Here is a 15,738-nt window from a genome sequence, read left to right on the forward strand (position 1 = left end):
CATGACGGAACGTGAAGCCCTGGTGGCGTACGAGATCCTCCGCATCGCGCGCGACGAGCTCCGGCTGGGCGACGCCACCCCCGCGCCCGACGCCTCGCTCGCGGGCGCGCTCGACTCGCTCCAGCTCCTCTCGCTCGTCGTCGCGGTGGAGGACCGCTTCCGGATCGTCCTCGAGGACGACGACGCGGCCGGGACCCGCACGCTCGCGGACCTGGCCCGCCTCGTGGCGGCGCGCGCGGACGCGGCGCTCATCCCCTCCACCGCGCCGGAGCCGGCCCGGTGAGGCTCGTGGGTCCCCCGGCGCCCGCGCCGCGCTTCCGGACGCTCGCGCACGCGCTGCGCGCGGCGGTGGGCCACCCGAGCGGCGTCACGTTCGTCGATCTCCACGAGCGGGAGCGCACGCTCTCCTGGGCCGACGTCGTCGCCCGCGCGGAGCGGGCCGCCGCCGGGCTCGCGGCGCGCGGCGTCGCCCCGGGCGACCGGGTCGCGATCGTGCTCCGCACCGAGCCCGCCTTCCTGGACGTGTTCTTCGGGGCGTGGCTCGCGGGGGCGGTGCCGGTGCCGCTCTATCCGCCGGTGCGGCTCGGCCGCATGGAGGAGTACCTCGCGCAGACCGCGCGGATGCTGGAGGTGTCGGGCGCGCGGCTCGTCGTCTCCTCGGGCGCGGTGCGGCGCCTCCTCGGCGGCGCGATCGCCCGGGCCGCGCCGCCGCTCGGCTGTGCCGACGCGGCGGAGTGCCTGCGCGAGACCGGTCGGCTCGCGCGCGCGCCCCCGCCCGACGCGCTCGCGCTCGTGCAGTTCTCGTCCGGCTCGACGGTGGATCCGAAGCCCGTCGCGCTCACCCACGCCGCGCTCGAGGCCCAGATCGACGCGCTCTTCGAGCGGGTCCGGCCCGACGCGAACGACGCGCTCGTCTCCTGGTTGCCGCTCTACCACGACATGGGGCTCATCGGCTGCCTGCTCGCCGCGATGAGCTACCCGGGCCGGCTCGTGCTCATCGCGCCCGAGCACTTCCTCGCGCGGCCCGCGCTCTGGCTCCGCGCCATCGCGCGTCACCGCGGCACGATCTCGGTCGCGCCGAGCTTCGCCTACGCGTACTGCGCGGACCGCGTGAAGGACGCCGACCTCGCCGGCCTGTCCCTCGGGAGCTGGCGCCTCGCGCTCGACGGCGCCGAGCCGGTCTCGGCGGACGCGATGCGAAGGTTCGCGGCGCGCTTCGCGCCGCACGGCCTCGACCCCGCCGCGCTCGTCCCCGTCTACGGGCTCTCCGAGGCGGCGCTCGCGGTGGCGTGGAGCCCGCGCGGGCGGCCGCTCGAGGGGCACCGGATCGATCCCGCGCGCCTCGCGCGCGACGGCACCGTCGCGGACGGTCCGCGCGAGCTCGTCTCGGTCGGCTCGCCCATCGCCGGCGTCGAGGTGGAGATCCGCGGCGAGGACGGCGCGCTCGCCGGGGAGGGACGGCTCGGGCGCGTGTTCGTGCGCGGGCCGTCGCTCATGCAGGGATACCTCGGCGATCCGGCCGCGACGCGGCGCGCGCTCGCGGGCGGCTGGCTCGACACGGGCGACCTCGGGTTCTCGCTCGGGGGCGAGCTGTACGTGCACGGGCGGGCGAAGGACGTGGTCATCGTGCGCGGCGCGAACCACGCCCCCGACGAGTTCGAGGCGGCGCTCCTCGGCGTCGGAGCGGTCCGGCCGGGCTGCGCCGTGGCGGTCGGCTTCGTCCCCGGCGGCGAGGAGAATGGCGACGGCGGTGAGGCGCTCGCCATCCTCGCCGAGCGCGCGCGCGGCGCTCCGGACGACGCGGCGACCGAGACGGAGATCAGGCGCGCGGTGCTCGAGCGGACGGGGATCGCGCCGCACACGGTGCGCCTCCTCGAGCCCGGCACGCTCCCGCGCACCTCCTCCGGCAAGCTGCGGCGCCAGGAGGCCCTGCGGCGCTTCCTCGCGGGCGCGCTCGCGCCGCCACGCCGGGTGACTGCGCTCCGGCTCGCGCTCGAGCTCGTGCGCGGAGAGCTCGCCCTCGTCCAGGCCCGCGCGCGGCGGCGGCCCGCGTGAGCGGTTCCCTGCGCGACGCGGTGGTGGTCGGCGGCGGCCCGGCGGGGCTCGCCTTCGCCATCGCGGCGGCGCGGAGGGGGCTCTCGGTGACGGTGCTCGAGAAGCGCGAGGGGCCGGTGGACAAGGCGTGCGGGGAGGGGATCCTCCCGGCCGGCGTGCGGGCGCTCGCGACCCTGGGGGTCACCGGCCGGCTCGACCCGGAGCACGCCGCGGCGATCCGCGAGATCCGGTGGATCGAGCGGCGCGACGCGGCGCGGCTCAGGCTCCCGGAGCCGGGCGGGCTCGGCGTGCGCCGGACCGCGCTCTCGGCAGCGCTCTCTGCGCGGGCGCGCGAGGCGGGCGCGGAGCTCGTCCAGGCCGAGGTACACGGCCACCGGCGCGAGGGCGACCGGATGTGGGCGCTCTCCTCCGCGGGCGACGTCGCCGGCAAGGTGCTCGTCGCGGCCGACGGGCTCGCCTCCGCGGTGCGCCGTCGCGAGGGGCTCGAGCTCCCCGCGAGCGGTCCCGCCCGCTACGGCGTACGGCGCCACTTCGCCGTCCCGCCCTGGGCGGAGGCGGTGGAGGTGCACTTCGGCCCGGGCGCGGAGGCCTACGTGACGCCGGTGGGCGCCCAGCGGGTCTGCGTCGCCTTCCTGTTCGAGCGTCAGGGGCCGGTCGAGTTCGAGGCGCTCCTCGCCCGCTTCCCCGCCCTCGCGCACCTGCTCGAGGGGGCGTCCGCGATCACCGCGCCGCGTGGCGCGGGGCCGCTCGCGCGGCGGGCGCGCGCGCGGATCGCCGACCGGCTCGTGCTGCTCGGCGACGCCGCGGGCTACCTCGACGCGGTCACGGGGGAGGGGCTCTCCCTCGCGTTCGGCTGCGCGATCGAGCTCGCGGCGCTCCTGCCGGCCGCGCTCGGCGAGGGTGCGACGCGCGCGGCGCTCGCGCCGTACGAGCGCGCCTGGCGGCGCCGGTTCGTCCCGTACTGGGCGTGGACGCGGATCGTGCTCGGCCTGACGCGGCGCCCGGCGCTCCGGCACCGGATGCTCGCGCTGGCCGCCTCCCGCCCGGCGGCGTTCGAGCGGGCGGTCCGGCTGGCCGTGGGGTAGCCTCCGGCGGGCCTCGAGACGTGCACACCACGAGCGCCTGGTCGGGCGGCGGGAGTCCCCCGGCGCCGCGCCCACCCCGCGGCGCCCGGTCGCCACCTCGACGGTGCGCCGCGTTCGGGGTATGTCCCCCGTCCCCGCGGGCCCCGGAGTTCCCGGCGTCCGTCGGGCCACCCGCGGCATACCATCCGCCGCAAGGAGGGCTCATCATGCGCTGCACCGTCCTCGGCGCCGGCTCCTGGGGCACCGCGCTGGCCTCGCTCCTCGCGTCCAAGGGGTACACCGTCACGACGTGGGACAAGGACCACGCCATCATCGACGACATCGCCAAGAACCACCGCAACGACCGCTACCTCCCTGGCACGCCGCTGCCGCCCGCGCTCCTCGCCACCCCCGACATCGCCCGGGCGCTCGAGGGGGCTGAGCTGGTGGTCGTCGCCGTGCCCTCGCACGCGGTGCGCCAGGTGGCCATCGAGGCCAAGCGCCACGTGCACGCCGGCACGCCGGTGGTCTGCGTCGCGAAGGGCATCGAGCTCGACACGCTCATGACCATGAGCGAGGTGCTCGAGGACGTCCTGCCCGTGCCGCTCCACCCGTACATCGCGGTGCTCTCCGGCCCGTCCTTCGCGAAGGAGGTCGCGAAGGGGCTCCCCACGGCGGTGACCGTGGCGGCGCGCTGGGATCGGGTGGCGAAGCAGGTGCAGGACGCGTTCCACACGCGCACCTTCCGTCCGTACACCTCGAGCGACGTCGTCGGGGCCGAGATCGGCGGCTGCGTGAAGAACGTGGTCGCGATCGCCGCCGGCATCTCCGACGGCCTCGAGTTCGGCGCGAACGCCCTCGCGGCGCTCATCACCCGCGGCCTCGCCGAGATCACCCGCCTCGCGGTCCGCAAGGGGGCGAACCCGCTCACGCTCTCCGGGCTCTCCGGGCTCGGCGACCTCGTGCTCACCTGCTCGTCGGACCTGTCGCGCAACCGCACCGTGGGGCGCGGGCTCGCCGCCGGGAAGACCGCCGAGCAGATCCAGAAGGACCTCGGTCAGGTCGCCGAGGGCGTCCGCAACGCCAAGAGCGCGCGCGACCTCGCGCGGCGGCTCGGCGTCGACATGCCCATCACGGACACCGTGTACCGGGTCCTCTACGAGGGCGTCCCGCCGCGCGACGCGGTCACGGCGATCATGATGCGCGAGACGAAGCCGGAAATGTGACTGACCGGCCGGGCGCCGCCGCCCCGCCCTCGCCGCGGCCGCGGTGCGGGCGGGAGCGCCGCCTTCGTGCGTCCGGCCGGCGCCTCCCTTACCCTATGCCAATGAGCCCCGACGCCTCCCGCGCGCTGTGCGGGACCCCCGACGAGTTCGAGCGCGGCTGCCGCCGCGACATGGATCGCGCCCGCGCCGAGGCCGACCGGCTGAAGGCGATGTCCCCTCCGCGCGCCGCGCCGGCGGCGCTCGCCGCCTTCGACGCCGCCTTCGGCGCGCTCTCCGACGCCGCCTCGCGCGCGAGCCTCGCCCGCAACGTGCACCCGGACCCGCGCATGCGCGACGCCGCCGAGCGCTCGGAGCAGGAGATCGACGCGCTCTCGACCGAGCTCTCGCTCGACCGCGGACTCTACGACGCGCTCGCGGCGCTCGACGTCTCCGCGGAGGACGGGGCGACCCGCTACTACCTCCAGAAGAGCCTGCGCGACTTCCGCCGCGCGGGCGTCGATCGCGACGAGGCGACCCGCACGCGCGTCCGGGCCCTCCGCGAGGAGCTCGTCCGGATCGGCCAGGAGTTCGGGCGGAACATCAAGGACGACGTGCGGCGGATCGAGCTCGAGCCGACGGACCTCGACGGGCTGCCGGAGGACTGGCGGCGCGCGCACGCGCCCGGCCCGAGCGGCAAGGTCGTCGTCACGACCGACAACACCGACTACGTGCCGTTCATGACGTACGCGCGGAGCGAGCGGGCCCGCGAGGCGCTCTGGCGCCTCTACCGGCTGCGCGGCCACCCGAAGAACCTCGACGTCCTCGCGCGGATGCTCTCGCGCCGCGCCGAGCTCGCGCGGCTCCTCGGCTACGAGAGCTGGGCCGCGTACGTCACCGAGGACAAGATGATCGGCAGCGACCGCGCCGCCGCCGAGTTCGTCGAGAAGATCGCGCGCGCCGCCGAGCCGCGGATGCGCCGCGACTTCGGGCAGCTCCTCGCCCGCAAGCGCGAGGACGTCCCGGGCGCCGAGCGCGTCGAGCCGTGGGACAGCGCCTGGCTGCAGGAGCGCGTGAAGGCCGAGCAGTACGGCTTCGACTCTCAGTCGGTGCGGCCCTACCTCGACTACGCCCGCGTGAAGGAGGGCGTCCTCGACGTCACGGGGCGGCTGTTCGGCATCGAGTACCGCCGCGTGCCCGACGCGCAGGTCTGGCACGCGGAGGTCGAGGCGTACGACGTCGTCGAGGGCGAGAAGCCCCTCGGCCGCGTCTACCTCGACATGCACCCGCGCGACGGCAAGTACAAGCACTACGCGCAGTTCACGCTCGCCTCCGGCCAGGCCGGGCGGCAGCTGCCGGAGGGCGTCCTCGTCTGCAACTTCCCCCGCCCGCAGGGCGGCGCGCCCGCGCTCATGGAGCACGGGGACGTGAAGACGTTCTTCCACGAGTTCGGCCACCTGCTCCACCACGTCCTCGGCGGCCACACACGCTGGGCGGGGCAGTCGGGCGTCGCCACCGAGTGGGACTTCGTCGAGGCGCCCTCGCAGATGCTCGAGGAGTGGGTGTGGGATCCCGGCGTGCTCGCCGGCTTCGCGCGCCACGTCGAGACCGGCGCGACGCTCCCCGCCGAGGCCGTCCGGCGCATGAAGGCCGCCGACGAGTACGGCAAGGGGCTCATGGTGCGGCAGCAGATGTTCTACGCCGCGACGAGCCTCGAGCTGCACCGGCGGGATCCCGAGGGGCTCGACACGACCGCGCTCGTGGCGGAGCTGCAGGAGCGCTACACGCCGTTCCGTCACGTGGACGGGACCTACTTCCACGAGTCCTTCGGCCACCTCGACGGCTACTCCGCCATCTACTACACGTACATGTGGTCGCTCGTGATCGCGAAGGACCTGTTCGGCCCGTTCCGCGAGAAGGGCCTCATGGACCCGGGGCCGGCCCGCCGCTACCGCAGGGCGATCCTCGAGGCGGGCGGCTCGAAGCCGGCCGCCGAGCTCGTGAAGGACTTCCTCGGGAGGCCGCACGCGTTCGACGCATACGAGCAGTGGCTGAACGCCTGAACGGGGGCTGCGCCCCCGCCCCGCCGAGCAGAGCTCCGCGCGCTCGTGCGCGCATTCAGTCGACGCACCACCCCGCCAGCCGGGTCCCTTGCGCCAACGCGATCGGTTCGCCGATTCCGCGTCGGCGCCCCGGCGGGCTCGCTTCGCTCGCCTGTTCGCGAATCACGCTCCCCGTTCATGCGCCTCGGCTCGAAGACTGCGGCGCCCACGCGGTCGGGAGGGGGGACCGCGTGGGCGCCTTGCTGCGCCTGCGACGCTGCTGCCGCTAGAACCTCACGCTCACCGAGCCGAACAGCCCGAGGTCGTTGCGCGCGGTCGAGTCGGCCTCGCCGGCGAGGCCGTCGTACGCGGTGACGTAGTCCCGCGCGGTGAGGCCGACGGCGAGCATTCCGCGCTCGACGTTCGCGCCGGCCGAGACGTAGCCCGCGAAGTCGGTCTCGGCGTCCACGTCGAGGTCGCGGAAGTTGTAGGTCCGCGCGCCGGCGCCGACGCCCAGGAACGGCTTCAGCGTCCAGCCGTCAGCCAGCGCCACCGGGTACTGCCCCTGGAGGCCGAGGTCGTACTGGAAGAGGTCGAGGTCCTCGCCGAGCCCCTTCACCTGCGTGGGCGACCAACCGAACGCGCCGACGACCGCGACGTACCGGTGCAGCTCGTACGTGGCGGTGAGGCCGGTGAGCACGGAGTCGTCGAGCAGGTCACGCTGGTCGCCGGTCCCGACGAACGCGCCGACGAACGGCGCGACGCTGAGCCTCCGCGAGGGCTCCTCGGCGCGCGCGGAGGTCGACGCGAGGCCGATGACGACGGCGGTGATGACAAAGAGCTTCTTCATCGAGTGCTCCTCTGGAGTGAACGAGATGGCCAGCCCCCGGTGCAAGGTGCGCGCCCGGCGTCGCGCACTGGGCCCGCGCGCCGAGACGCCCGGAGATTCGTCGCGAGCGGGCATCGCCGCGCGCGGCGGCGTCGGGATCGGCGACAGGCGCGAGCGCGCCGCTGTCGGAGCTCCGCACAGCGGACGCCGCGACCGCGATCAGAGGTCGAACGTGGCGGAGAGGCCGGCGAACGCGAAGAGGCCCATCGACGGGCTCGGCACGTCCTCCGCGCCGCCACCCGGGCGCACGTGGCGCGTGAACCGCGTGAGGGCGACGGCGATGACGGGCCCCACGGTCGAGCGCGCGCCGAGGCGCCGGTCGCAGCCGAGCCGGAGCCGCAGGACCTCGTGGCCGTCGTACGACTCCGTCCCGCCGTCGCGCTCCGCGACGTGGCGCCGGAGGGCCGCGCCGAGGGCGATCCACGGATCCCAGCGCTCGTCCGGCGCGATGTGGAGCTCCGCCTGCGCTCCCACGGCGGCGCCCCAGATCCTCGCGCCCTCGGGCGCGGCGCCGCCGCGCGCGTACAGCCCGCCCGTCCCGAAGACGCCGACCGCGAACGCCGGTGCCGGACGCCACGCGAAGGTCAGGTCGAGCGCCCCGCCCGGCCCGCCGTAGTCGCCGAGCGACGGCACCGCGTAGCCGATGTCGCCGAAGGCCTGCTCGTAGCCCGACGAGAGCCTCACCTCGAGGGACGCGTCCGGCGGGCGCCGCTGGAGGTCCTGGGCGTCGGCGACGAGCGCGGATCCGGCGAGGGCGGCGGCGGCGAGCGCTCGGACCGCTCTGGACATCGTCTCTGCCCTCGGAGGCGCGTCGTGGATCTGCGGCCGCGCGTGCTCCGGCGATCGCGCCGGGACGCTCGCGCTCACTCGCCCAGGGATGGACCGATCGCCCGGGTTGCGGGCTCGAGCTCCTCGGTGGGCCGGGCCGCGCGGGCCCCGTGCATCGCGGGCGCGCTCTCCGGACGCGCGCTCTCGTCCGCGATCGCGCTCCTGTACTCCGCGCCGATGAGCGATAGTCCCAGCAGCGACGCCGCGAGCCCCAGCTTCTTCATGATCGCGTTCCTTCCATGCCCGAGGTTCGCGGGCCCCGCGTCCGCGCTGCCGAGGGAGCAGGCGCCACGCAGGCGGTATGCCTCGTTACACGGCCCGTGCCACGGTGGCGGATCGCGTGCCCGCCTGGAGCGGGGCGCGCTCGCTCGCGACCAGGTGTCGGCTTCGCGAACAGGTCCGGGCGGCGATCGTCCGGGAATCCGGCAGCATTGGCGGCGGCCGGGAGGGCGCGGCATGATGGCGAACCCATGCACGCTCCTGCCCCCGTCCCAGGCCCGGATCTTGCGACTCCACAGGGAGTCATGCCGGCCCGAGGGGACGCCGCGCGCTGGAGGCGCGTCATCACCGCCAACGTCGAGTGCCGCTGGAAGCGCACGCGGTGGTTCCTGTTCGCTGCTTTCTACGCGGTCTGGCTGGCGTTCTGCGCCGCGCTCGCGGTGATCGGCTATCCCGCGTGGCGCGTCGCGGCGCTCGCGGGGGTCCTCGTCGCGCTGCTCGTCTCGCACGTGGCCCGCGCGGTGAGCGAGCGGGTCGCGAGCGCCTGCGAGGGCGACGAGCGCCAGCCCTTCGCCTTCATCGTCATCGCCATCGCGATGACCGGCGGCCTGCACAGCCCGGTCCTCATCGCCCTCATGGGAGCCGTGACGCAGTTCACGATCCGCCGCGGGATCTGCCGGGCGACGCTCGCCACGCTCGCGGCGCTGGTCGTGCTCGTCGCCGCGATGGTCGTCGTCCCGCAGGGCTGGATCGGCCCGGTCATCCCGGATCCGCTGTACAGCGTGAGCGCGCTCGGCTTCCTCGTCATGTCCGTGGTGCTGCACACCGACTACATGTCCCTCCTCGCGCGCACCGTCGAGACGACCCTCGGCCAGATCTTCCGCTCCCGCGAGGAGATCGCCGGCCAGGCGCTCGAGCGCGCCCGCGAGCTGGAGCTCCTCAGCTCGAAGCTCTCGCACGAGCTCCGCAACCCCCTCGGCGCGATCAAGGCGCTCGTGCAGCTCTCGGCGCGCGAGGCGAACGAGCCCGAGATCCGCGAGCGGCTCGAGGTGGTCGAGGGCGAGGTCGAGCGCATCCAGGCGATCCTCCAGGGATACCTCTCCTTCTCGCGGCCGCTCGACACCCTGCGCCCGGAGCCGGTCGCGCTCGGCGCGCTGGCGGACGACGCCCTGGCAGTCCTCGAGGCGCGCGCGGAGAGCGCGGGCGTGTCGCTCCGGCGGCGCGGCGACGCCCGCCTCGTCGCCGATCCGCGGCGCCTCAAGGAGGCGTTCCTGAACCTCGTCGCGAACGCCATCGAGGCGACGCCGCGCAAGGGCCACGTGGAGGTCGAGATCGGGGAGCGCGACGGGCAGGTGCGGGTCGCGGTGAGCGACACCGGCCGCGGCATGCCGCCGGAGGTGCTCGAGCGCCTCGGGACGCCGTTCTTCACCACGCGTGACGAGGGGACCGGGCTCGGCGTGCTCCTCGCCCGCGGCGCGTTCGTCCAGCACGGCGGCACGCTCGAGTACGAGAGCGCGCCCGGCCGGGGCACGGTCGCGACCGCCGTCCTCCCGCGTGAGCCCACGGGGAGGTGTGTCGATGGCGCGCTTGCTGCTCGTGGATGACGACCCGCCCGTCCTGTACGCGCTGAAGGAGCTGGTCCGGTCGCTCGGCCACGAGCCGGTGCTCGCCCGCTCCGGGAAGGAGGCGCTGGAGCGGCTCGAGGGCGTGGACGCCGTGGTCACCGACTACGCGATGCCGGAGATGGACGGCCTCGCGCTGGTCCAGGCCATCCGCGAGCAGGACGAGGCCCTCCCGGTCGTCCTCCTCACGGCGCAGGGCTCCGAGCGCGTCGCGGTCCGGGCGATGAAGGCCGGGGCGTACGAGTACGTGACGAAGCCCTACGACATCGAGGAGATGTCGCTCGTCATCGACCGCGCGCTCGAGGCGCGCGCGCTCCGCACCCAGAACCGGCGCCTCACCGCGGAGAAGGCGATCGGGAAGAGCCTCGTCGCGGAGACGCCCGCCATGCGCCGCCTGCTCGACGCGGTCGGGCGGCTCGCGCCGAAGGACATCACCGTGCTCGTCCGCGGCGAGACGGGCACCGGGAAGGAGCTCGTCGCCTCGCTGCTCCACGCCGAGAGCCGGCGCGCGGGGGGGCCGGTCGTGCGCTTCAACTGCGCGGCGATCCCGGCGGAGCTCGCCGAGGCCGAGCTGTTCGGCCACGCGCGCGGCGCGTTCACCGGCGCGGCGCAGGCCCGGCGCGGCTTCTTCGCGCAGGCCGACGGCGGGACGCTCGTCCTCGACGAGGTGGGCGAGCTGCCGCTGGCGCTGCAGGCGAAGCTCCTGCGCGCGCTGCAAGAGGGAGAGATCCAGCCCGTGGGCGCCGGCCGCGTGGAGAAGGTGGACGTGCGCGTCGTCGCGTGCACGAACCGCGACCTGGAGGCGGAGGCCCGCGCCGGGCGCTTCCGCGAGGACCTCTACTACCGGCTCGCGGTCGTCGAGCTCATGGTCCCGCCGCTCCGCGAGCACCGCGACGACATCCCGGCCCTCGCCGCCGAGTTCACGCGGCGCTACGCGGAGCGGTTCGGCATGGAGGACGTGCGCCTCTCGCCCGAGCTGGTCGAGGTCCTGCGGACCGCGGACTGGCCGGGAAACGTGCGCCAGCTCGAGAACGCGATCGCGCGCATGGTCGCGCTCGGCTCGAGCGGCGAGCTCGGGGTGGACGCCTTCGCCCGCGCGCCCGGGGTCCGCGCCGACGAGCCCGACGTGGAGCCTCCGCCCGAAGGGACCCTGTCGCTCCGCGAGCACCTCGAGGCCGTCGAGCGCAGCCTCATCGTGAAGGCCCTCGCCGCCACCGGCGGGAACCAGTCCGAGGCCGCCCGGCGGCTGGGCGTGAGCCGCTCTGCGTTCATCGACAGGCTGAAGAAGTACGGCCTCGCGTGACGGGGCTCGTTCGCGCTCAGCGCGCGAGCGCTGCCCAGGCGAGCGCATCGTCAGCGCGGCAGCCGCGACGGGCCAGGCGACGAGCGTGAGCCGACCACGCGCACCGTCAATCCCGACCGGGAGGTAGCTCCGGTTCGATCCGCACGAAGCGTAGTTGCGCTAGGATGCGAGCCGTCGAGTTCCGCGGCCTTTCGGAGGCGTCATGCGCACCTCACTCCTCGTCCTCGTCGCCCTCACCGTGGCGGCGTGCGCCGCCGAGCGCGAGCACCTCGACTCCGGCTCGGACGGCGTCACGGTCCTGTGCGATCCCTCCGCCTGCGGCCCCGCCCTCGGCATGCCAAACCAGATCTGCGCCGACGGGAGCACGGGCGGGCCGACGGGCCGCTGCGTCGAGCACGCCGGCGGGCAGTGCGGCTGGGAGATCCGTGAGTGCCCGTCGCGGGTGCGCTGCGGCACGGAGGCCGGGCGCGAGTGCCACGGGGGGTTCGTGTGCGTGGACCTGCCCGGCGACGGCTGCACGTTCCCCACCGACGCGGGCTGCGACGGCGTCTGCGTGGCGCCGGTCTTCTGCGGCGGGATCGCCGCCATCCGTTGCCCGGACGGCCGCGCCTGCGTGGACGACCCGCGCGACGAGTGCGCGCCTCCGAGCGGCGCGGACTGCGGCGGGCTCTGCGCTCCGTAGCGCTGGCTCGTTCACGTTGCCAGGGAGAGCGCCGATGACCCTCACGATCCGTCACCTCGAGCCGGCGGACTACGGCCCGATCATCCGCGTGCTGGACGCCTGGTGGGGCGGGCGCCGCATGGCGGACATGCTGCCGCGGCTCTTCTTCGTCCACTTCCGCCCCACGAGCTTCGCCGCCGAGGCGGACGGGAAGCTCGCCGGCTTCCTCGCCGGCTTTCGCTCGCAGACGCACCGCGAGCAGGCGTACATCCACTTCGTCGGCGTCGATCCCGCGTTCCGCGCGGCCGGCGTGGGCCGCGCGCTCTACGAGCGGTTCTTCGAGGCGGTCCGGGCGCTGGGCGTGAGCGAGGTGCACGGCGTCACCTCGCCCGTGAACACGGGCTCGCTCGCGTTCCACGCCGCGATGGGCTTCGAGCTGCTCACCGGCGAGGCCGGGGCTGCCTACGACGGCCCGGGCGAGCCGCGCGTGCGGCTGCGGAAGCGGATCTGACCGGCCCCGCACGCGACGTCGCTCCCAGGCCCGCGCACGGTGTCGCACTCGAGGTCACATGCGCTCCCCGATCGAGTGCCGACGAAACGCTCGCGAACGCGCCGGTACCGTGCTCTCCTCCGCGAGGAACCCGGGGGAAGACATGACACGCTGGCTCGCGCTCTGCGCCGCTGTGCTCGTCGCGACGGCCTGCAGACAGGCGGGTCGGGATCCGCGTGATGCCGCCGACCTGCCCCCACCCGGCGACGGTACGCCCTCGGACCCAGCCGATCCCACCAGCAACCCTCCACCCCCGGTCACGAATGAGCCGTCCCCGGCGCCGGCACCGCTGGCGTGGTACGGCGCCCGTGCGCGGACCGCCCGCGTGCTCGTCCGCGGAAAGGGGACCGCGGTCCTCGACGGGGTGATCTCGCCCGGCGAGTGGGACGGTGCCGCGCGCCTGGACTTCGACGCGGCGCTGCCGCCGGCGGACGGCGGCGGGACGACCCCCGCGTCGCTCCTCGTGATGAGCGACGCCGTGAACCTGTACGTGGCCGTGCTCGTCGCGCGCCCCTCGTATGGAGGGGCGACGAATCCCTCGCTGGAGCTCGACCGCGACGCGGACGGAGAGATCGCCGACGGGGACGACGTGATCGGCGCGGCGGTCGGCCTCTATCAACCCGTCGACTTCGTGGACGCCTACCGCTGGAAGTGCCCCGGCGATCCCTCAGGCTCCGCGACGTGCGGGCTCGCGGACACGGCGCTCCTGGAGGGCTTCCCGGAGCCGGGCACGGTCGACGGCGCCGCCGCGGCGGGCTCGGACGGCACCGAGGTCGTGATGGAGCTCTCTCACCCGCTCACCTCGGGCGATGCGCGAGACATGGCGCTCGATCGCGACGACGTCGTCGCCTTCCGGTTCGACCTGCGCCTGTTCGCGCTCGATCCGATCTGCAACTTCGGCCCGACTTGCTACGCGGACCGCTCCGTCGTCTTCCCACCCGAAGAGCCGGGGCTCGTCGAGATCGGCGACGGTCCCGCCGAGATCGCGATCGACGTGAAGCCCGGCAGCGCCGAGAACCCGGTGCAGCCCGGCGCGAGCGGCACGCTCCCCGTCGCGCTCCTCTCGAACGAGGCCTTCGACGCGCGCTCCGCCGACGCGCCCACGATCCGGCTCGGCGGAGCGGGCATCGCGCGCCTGCCGGACGGCTCGTTCCAGGCGGCGCTCCAGGACGTGGACGCGGACGGCGACCTCGACGTGGTGGCCCACTTCACGCTCGCCGACCTCGCGCTCGCCTCCGACGCGACGGACATCGTCCTGACCGGTCGCACGCTCGCCGGCGTACCGTTCCGCGGGCGGGATGCGATTCGCCTCGTGCCGTGAACGATCGCGTGCCCGCGCTCACGGCCTCACGACGCGCCCCAGGAACACCAGGGCGCCGGTGGCGTGGTCGCGGATGGCGAACACGAAGGGCCGGTCGATCGCGACCGTCCGGACGATCGGCGCGCTCGTCGGCCCGATGATCACCGCCGTCGCCGCGGCCGCCTCCGTGCCCGCCTCGTTCACCTTCACGAACGCCTGGTGGACGACGTCGGAGACGAGCAGGTCCACCTCGCTCGACATGCGAGAGAAGTCGGCCAGCTCCCCGAACGCGACCCCGAGGCCGAGCGCGGCGAGCGGCGGCTTCAGCCCGAGCGAGCTCCGCACCTCGAACCTCGGGAGGGTGAGCGCGAGGTGCTCGCCGTGGAGCGCCGCGACGTACTCCTGGAGGCGCGCCGGCGTGAGCTGCTCCTCGAGCGTCGCGAGCCCGCCTGCGGGCGGGACGAGGAGCAGCATCGAGAGCTCTCCGCCGTCGTAGGGGAGCTCCACCACCTCCACGCCCGCGACCTGCGCGGCCCGGGCGGGCATATCGCCGCTCGCCATCGTGGGCACGAGGATCCGCGACCCGTCGAGGAGCGTGAACTCGCGGTCGCGGGTGAGGGCCGGATCGAACGCCTTGGCCCACGCGGCGTTGAAGTAGATCGCGTTCACCAGTACCGCGACGGTGTCCGTCGCGATCGTCCCGGCCGGCAGCAGCTCACGGATGCGGTCCTCGGTCTCCTGCTCCACCCAGCCGTTGATGGCCGCGCGCGAGGGCTCCGGCGCGCTCGCGAAGTCGAGGAGCCGCACGTCCGCGCCGTACTCCTCGGCGAGCGTGTCGAGGAACGGCTGCTCGAACCCGAAGCCCTTCCGCGCGAAGAGCTGGTTCACGAGCCGGAGCCGGAACGGCTGGCCGTCGGTGCCGGAGGCGCCCTCGCCGCGCGACCGGAGCTGCCGGTCGAGGTCGTTCATCGCGCGGTGGTATTGGGGCTCCGGGATCGAGACGTGGAGGGTCTGCTCGAACGCGGCCGCGGTCGAGCCCGCCGCTCCCGGGTAGGTCATCGAGAGCGCGAAGGCGATGCTCTGCGGCGAGAAGAACAGGTTCTCCTGCGCGTCCGCCGCGAGGACCCGGTACAGGTCGAGCGCGAGCGCGCCGTTGCTCGCCACCGCGGCGGCGAGATCGGCGGCAGGAGCAGAGGCCGTCACCCGCGCCTGGGTCGAGCCGATCCGGTCGCCCGGCGGCGGCGCGGGCGCGGGCCTCGACCCGCCGCCGCAGGCGGTGGAGAGCGTGAGCGCCGCGGCGACGAGCGCGGCAGAGCGGGACTGGAGCATGAGGCGGAACCTCCGGACAGGAGCGTAGCAGAGCGGAGGGGGGAGTTCACCGATCGTGCGCAGGGTACCCTGTCGGCGCGGCCGCTCACGCGGGAGGCCGCGAGCCCGGTTCGGGGCCGCGCCACGGGGAGAGGCGCGGGAGCCAGCGCGGGACCGCCCCCGCGTAGACGGCCCACTCGGCGGGGAAGCTGCGCGCGAGGACCGGCTCCTCTCCCAGGACGACGCGCAGGTGGAAGACGAGCGCCAGGACGAGCGCGTAGGCGAGGGTCGTCGGCGAGCCCCTCCACGCGGCGATCCCGGCCACGAGCGTGAGCACGGACAGGTACATGGGGTTCCGCGCGAACCGGTAGAGCCCCACCACCACGAGCCTCCTCGGAGGGGCCCACGGCGCGAGCGTCCCCTTGCCGATGGCGTAGAAGTCGCGCACGCACCAGAGGAGCCCGGCGAACCCGATCCCGGCGAGCAGGAGGCCCGCGGGGTGGTCGGGCCCGCGCGAAGGATCTCGGCTGGCGATCCAGAGCGGGACCCCGATCCCGACCACCGCCGGCATCGCCAGGAATGCGATCACCGCGCGTGCGAACATCCGAGCCTCCCTCCGCCCTCGTTCGTGCGGTCCTCGCGAGGACCTCGAGCGCCTCCTCGCGCGCGCCATCCGGCGGAGCCCGCCGGGACGC

Annotated in this window: 15 protein-coding genes; 10 read left to right on the plus strand and 5 right to left on the minus strand. The window is 74.9% G+C overall.

What is annotated here, in order from left to right; translation table 11 throughout:
* The first annotated feature begins 1 nt into the window (after position 1).
* The 5 genes from MNY62_RS00550 to MNY62_RS00570 all read left to right on the plus strand — a co-directional run bounded on the left by MNY62_RS00550 (position 2) and on the right by MNY62_RS00570 (position 6,384).
* Positions 2-283, plus strand: a complete 282-nt coding sequence (locus tag MNY62_RS00550) for an acyl carrier protein (RefSeq protein ID WP_242342135.1) — start codon at positions 2-4, stop codon at positions 281-283.
* Positions 280-2,055, plus strand: a complete 1,776-nt coding sequence (locus MNY62_RS00555; RefSeq protein WP_242342136.1) for an AMP-binding protein — start codon at positions 280-282, stop codon at positions 2,053-2,055. Before MNY62_RS00550 ends, MNY62_RS00555 begins: the two co-directional genes overlap by 4 nt.
* The gene (locus MNY62_RS00560) at positions 2,052-3,140 is read left to right on the plus strand and encodes an NAD(P)/FAD-dependent oxidoreductase (RefSeq protein WP_242342137.1); all 1,089 of its coding nucleotides are present in this window, start codon (positions 2,052-2,054) and stop codon (positions 3,138-3,140) included. Before MNY62_RS00555 ends, MNY62_RS00560 begins: the two co-directional genes overlap by 4 nt.
* A 206-nt stretch (positions 3,141-3,346) precedes the next feature.
* Positions 3,347-4,345 carry an NAD(P)H-dependent glycerol-3-phosphate dehydrogenase gene (locus MNY62_RS00565; protein WP_242342138.1) on the plus strand — a complete coding sequence of 333 codons (999 nt, stop codon included), beginning with the start codon at positions 3,347-3,349 and terminating at the stop codon, positions 4,343-4,345.
* A gap of 95 nt (positions 4,346-4,440) precedes the next feature.
* Positions 4,441-6,384: a M3 family metallopeptidase gene (locus tag MNY62_RS00570; protein ID WP_408628807.1), complete on the plus strand. Its 1,944-nt coding sequence runs from the start codon at positions 4,441-4,443 to the stop codon at positions 6,382-6,384.
* Between the two features lie 265 nt (positions 6,385-6,649).
* Here MNY62_RS00570 and MNY62_RS00575 read toward each other — a convergent pair whose 3' ends face one another.
* From MNY62_RS00575 to MNY62_RS00585, 3 genes are all read right to left on the minus strand, one after another.
* A complete protein-coding gene (locus MNY62_RS00575) occupies positions 6,650-7,213 on the minus strand; it encodes an outer membrane beta-barrel protein (protein WP_242342140.1) in 564 nt (187 codons plus the stop codon).
* A gap of 198 nt (positions 7,214-7,411) precedes the next feature.
* Positions 7,412-8,041, minus strand: coding sequence for a hypothetical protein (locus MNY62_RS00580; protein WP_242342141.1), 630 nt, complete (start codon positions 8,039-8,041; stop codon positions 7,412-7,414).
* A 74-nt stretch (positions 8,042-8,115) separates the two neighbouring features.
* Positions 8,116-8,304: a hypothetical protein gene (locus MNY62_RS00585; protein ID WP_242342142.1), complete on the minus strand. Its 189-nt coding sequence runs from the start codon at positions 8,302-8,304 to the stop codon at positions 8,116-8,118.
* Positions 8,305-8,604: 300 nt separating this feature from the next.
* Here MNY62_RS00585 and MNY62_RS25535 point away from each other — a divergent pair, with 300 nt between their 5' ends.
* From MNY62_RS25535 to MNY62_RS00615, 5 genes are all read left to right on the plus strand, one after another.
* Positions 8,605-9,903 carry an ATP-binding protein gene (locus tag MNY62_RS25535; RefSeq protein ID WP_279426187.1) on the plus strand — a complete coding sequence of 433 codons (1,299 nt, stop codon included), beginning with the start codon at positions 8,605-8,607 and terminating at the stop codon, positions 9,901-9,903.
* Complete coding sequence (locus MNY62_RS00600) at positions 9,878-11,224, plus strand: sigma-54-dependent transcriptional regulator (RefSeq protein ID WP_242342143.1); 1,347 nt, start codon at positions 9,878-9,880, stop codon at positions 11,222-11,224. Before MNY62_RS25535 ends, MNY62_RS00600 begins: the two co-directional genes overlap by 26 nt.
* A 202-nt stretch (positions 11,225-11,426) precedes the next feature.
* Positions 11,427-11,906 carry a hypothetical protein gene (locus MNY62_RS00605; RefSeq protein WP_242342144.1) on the plus strand — a complete coding sequence of 160 codons (480 nt, stop codon included), beginning with the start codon at positions 11,427-11,429 and terminating at the stop codon, positions 11,904-11,906.
* Positions 11,907-11,940: 34 nt separating this feature from the next.
* Positions 11,941-12,396: a GNAT family N-acetyltransferase gene (locus MNY62_RS00610; RefSeq protein ID WP_242342145.1), complete on the plus strand. Its 456-nt coding sequence runs from the start codon at positions 11,941-11,943 to the stop codon at positions 12,394-12,396.
* Between the two features lie 364 nt (positions 12,397-12,760).
* A complete protein-coding gene (locus MNY62_RS00615) occupies positions 12,761-13,756 on the plus strand; it encodes a hypothetical protein (protein WP_242342146.1) in 996 nt (331 codons plus the stop codon).
* Between the two features lie 18 nt (positions 13,757-13,774).
* On the opposite strand, the gene MNY62_RS00620 is transcribed toward MNY62_RS00615, so the two are convergent.
* Together MNY62_RS00620 and MNY62_RS00625 are read right to left on the minus strand one after the other, a co-directional pair.
* The gene (locus MNY62_RS00620) at positions 13,775-15,064 is read right to left on the minus strand and encodes a serpin family protein (RefSeq protein WP_242342147.1); all 1,290 of its coding nucleotides are present in this window, start codon (positions 15,062-15,064) and stop codon (positions 13,775-13,777) included.
* 85 nt (positions 15,065-15,149) lie between these two features.
* A complete protein-coding gene (locus MNY62_RS00625) occupies positions 15,150-15,647 on the minus strand; it encodes a methyltransferase family protein (protein WP_242342148.1) in 498 nt (165 codons plus the stop codon).
* Positions 15,648-15,738 lie beyond the last annotated feature (91 nt).

The sequence above is a fragment of the Anaeromyxobacter terrae genome (assembly GCF_022690685.1).
GTDB classification, from domain to species: Bacteria; Myxococcota; Myxococcia; order Myxococcales; family Anaeromyxobacteraceae; genus Anaeromyxobacter; species Anaeromyxobacter terrae.